This window comes from Kineosphaera limosa NBRC 100340, from assembly GCF_000298215.1.
GTDB classification, from domain to species: Bacteria; Actinomycetota; Actinomycetes; order Actinomycetales; family Dermatophilaceae; genus Kineosphaera; species Kineosphaera limosa.
In genome coordinates this window covers 1-2,320 of record NZ_BAHD01000146.1, presented here as the reverse complement: position 1 = coordinate 2,320, position 2,320 = coordinate 1, and the positions used below count along the sequence as shown (strand labels likewise).

General features: G+C 70.9%; 4 protein-coding genes. 3 read left to right on the top strand and 1 reads right to left on the bottom strand.

Translation table 11 applies throughout. From position 1 onward, the window contains the following. From KILIM_RS21760 to rsrA, 3 genes are all read left to right on the top strand, one after another. Positions 1–494: alpha/beta family hydrolase (locus KILIM_RS21760; RefSeq protein WP_006594926.1), on the top strand; the 494-nt coding region annotated here is incomplete at its 5' end. Between the two features lie 405 nt (positions 495–899). Continuing rightward, positions 900–1,601 carry a sigma-70 family RNA polymerase sigma factor gene (locus KILIM_RS21755; protein WP_083876300.1) on the top strand — a complete coding sequence of 234 codons (702 nt, stop codon included), beginning with the start codon at positions 900–902 and terminating at the stop codon, positions 1,599–1,601. Further along, complete coding sequence (rsrA, locus tag KILIM_RS21750) at positions 1,598–2,005, top strand: mycothiol system anti-sigma-R factor (protein WP_006594924.1); 408 nt, start codon at positions 1,598–1,600, stop codon at positions 2,003–2,005. The genes KILIM_RS21755 and rsrA overlap by 4 nt, the downstream gene beginning before the upstream one ends. A gap of 113 nt (positions 2,006–2,118) precedes the next feature. Here rsrA and KILIM_RS25550 read toward each other — a convergent pair whose 3' ends face one another. Beyond that, positions 2,119–2,193: a 50S ribosomal protein bL37 gene (locus KILIM_RS25550; RefSeq protein WP_373280999.1), complete on the bottom strand. Its 75-nt coding sequence runs from the start codon at positions 2,191–2,193 to the stop codon at positions 2,119–2,121. Between the last annotated feature and the right edge of the window lie 127 nt (positions 2,194–2,320).

Here is a 2,320-nt window from a genome sequence, read left to right as displayed (position 1 = left end):
AGCCGTGGCGGGTCGCGGGCCGGCGCGTCGCCGGACCGCCGGTGCAACTCGACGCCGCGTGGCGGGACGTGTGGCGGGCCCTCGTCGGATCGGCCAACCGCGCCCGCGCCGCCGCCCTGCCGGGACCGCACATCGCAGGCGGCCGCAGCGCCGGGGCGCGAGTAGTGGCCCGCACCAGCGAGGAGTTGGTTCCCGACGGGTTGCTGCTGCTGTCGTTTCCGCTGCAGCCGCCGCCCCGGGCGTCGGGAGAGGCCCGGCCCAGTCGCGGCCCGGAGCTCGAGCACATGGTTGCGGATCTGGTCCGACGAGCGGTGCCGACGCTCCTCGTGCAGGGGGCCCGAGATCCGTTCGGCGACCCCGCGCAGTTGGCCGACGCACTGGGCGGGCCGACCCAGCTGATCACCGTGGGATCGGCGCGCGGCACGCACTCCTTCTCCGGCAACGCCGATGACGTGCGTCGGCAGGTCGGCGCCTGGCTGGGTGAGCATTTCTGAGTCCCCGGCCACGGTCGGGTCACCATGGGTGTCCTCCCTGGAGATCCGGGCGTGCTGTCCCGTGTGATGGTCTGTCCGTGTGATGTTGCTGACAGGTCACCTAAACGGGGTGCTCGAACGACCTTCGCGGCACAGGGCGGCCGGGGGCCCGGGAATGTCCGTGCGCGCCGGTGGCGTTGACCCCGCAAAGCCGCTGGCCGAACCCGGTGACCTGCGGCGAACCCCACTGATCTGGGGCGCCGAGTGCACTGTGACCCGCCTGCGCCCTGCTCTGGGAAGCACCGAAGGAGCGTTATGCAGACCCTGCGTGAGCGACGAACAGGTAACGCCCGTCGCAGCGTGCCGCGCATCGTGCGGCACCGGCCATTGGGGGCAAGGTGCCCCCGGTCGGTATCGTGGCCCACGATGAACGACGACGTAGCGCGCCCAGACCGCAGCGAGCCGACGCCTGCCGCAGAGCCGGCGGCCACCGCCCCTGCGGCTGCGGATCCGGCGCCCAAGGATTCGGCGGTGGTGGATCCGGCGACCGAGAGTCCCGCGGACCGCGCGGCCCGGTTCGAGGCCGAGGCGATGGTCTTCCTCGACCAGCTCTACAGCGCGGCGCTGCGCATGACGCGCAATCCCGCCGATGCCGAAGACCTCGTGCAGGAGACGTACGCCAAGGCGTTCGCGGCGTTCCACCAGTACCGGCCGGGCACCAATCTCAAGGCGTGGCTGTACCGCATCCTGACCAACACGTACATCAACACGTACCGCAAGAAGCAGCGGCAACCGCAGGAGTCGGACGCCAGCGGCGTCGAGGACTACCAGTTGGCGCGGGCGGAGTCGCACAGCTCGCGAGGGCTGCGCTCGGCCGAGACCGAGGCCTTGGAGCATCTGCCCGACAGCGACGTGACCCGGGCCTTGGCGGCGCTGCCGGAGGACTTCCGGATGGCCGTGTACTTGGCCGACGTAGAGGGCTTTGCGTACAAGGAGATCGCCGAGATCATGGAGACCCCCATCGGGACCGTGATGTCGCGGCTGCACCGCGGTCGACGTCAGCTACGTGAGCTGCTCAGCGACTACGCGGTCGAGCGTGGCTACGTGCGGCAGGGGGCGCAGGCATGAGCGCGGCGGAGCAGCCCGAGCCCACGCAGCAGGTGGATTGTTCGCAGGTCGTGCTGCGCGTCTTCGAGTACATCGACCGGGAGACGGACGCGAACGACTCCGCCCAGATCAAGGCGCACCTCGACGGTTGTGCCCACTGCCTGGACGAGTACGAGCGCGACGTGCTGCTCAAGGCGCTCGTGCGTCGCTCCTGTAGCGGTGGCAGCGCCCCCCGGGCACTGCGGACGGCGATCCTGTCGCGCCTCACCAGCGTCGTCGTGACCAGCACAGATGGCGCGACCACGACGACGTACAGCGAGTCGACCACGTATCGCGAGGCGAGGCTCTCGCCTCAGGTGCCCCATCGCCCGACCGCGGCGGGTGATTCGCCCGGTCCCGACGGCGCGCCGGACGTCCCGCGGTGAGGTAGGGATGCGTCCACACTTGGACGCCCGGGTACGCGCTTGCGCGCCTGGGCGGACACGCAACGGGCTGCCGCGCCATGAGGCGCGACAGCCCGTCGTGATGTGCGCTGCGCTCAGGCGTTGGGACGGCGACCGTGATTGGCGCCATTCTTCTTCCGGGCGCGACGCTTGCGGGCTCGCCTGCTCATCGCGGGGCTCCCTTCGTCGTCTTCACCCTGCGGGTCCGCAGGGTTTCGGCACATTCTCGCACAGGGGTAGCGCGGGATCCGAACGACTGACGGACGGCGGGTGAGCGGGGCACGCAGCCACGACGCC

Coding starts and splice junctions, on each gene's coding strand:
- KILIM_RS21755 (WP_083876300.1), top strand. CDS start 900: ATGAACGACGACGTAGCGCGCCCAGACCGCAGCGAGCCGACGCCTGCC.
- rsrA (WP_006594924.1), top strand. CDS start 1,598: ATGAGCGCGGCGGAGCAGCCCGAGCCCACGCAGCAGGTGGATTGTTCG.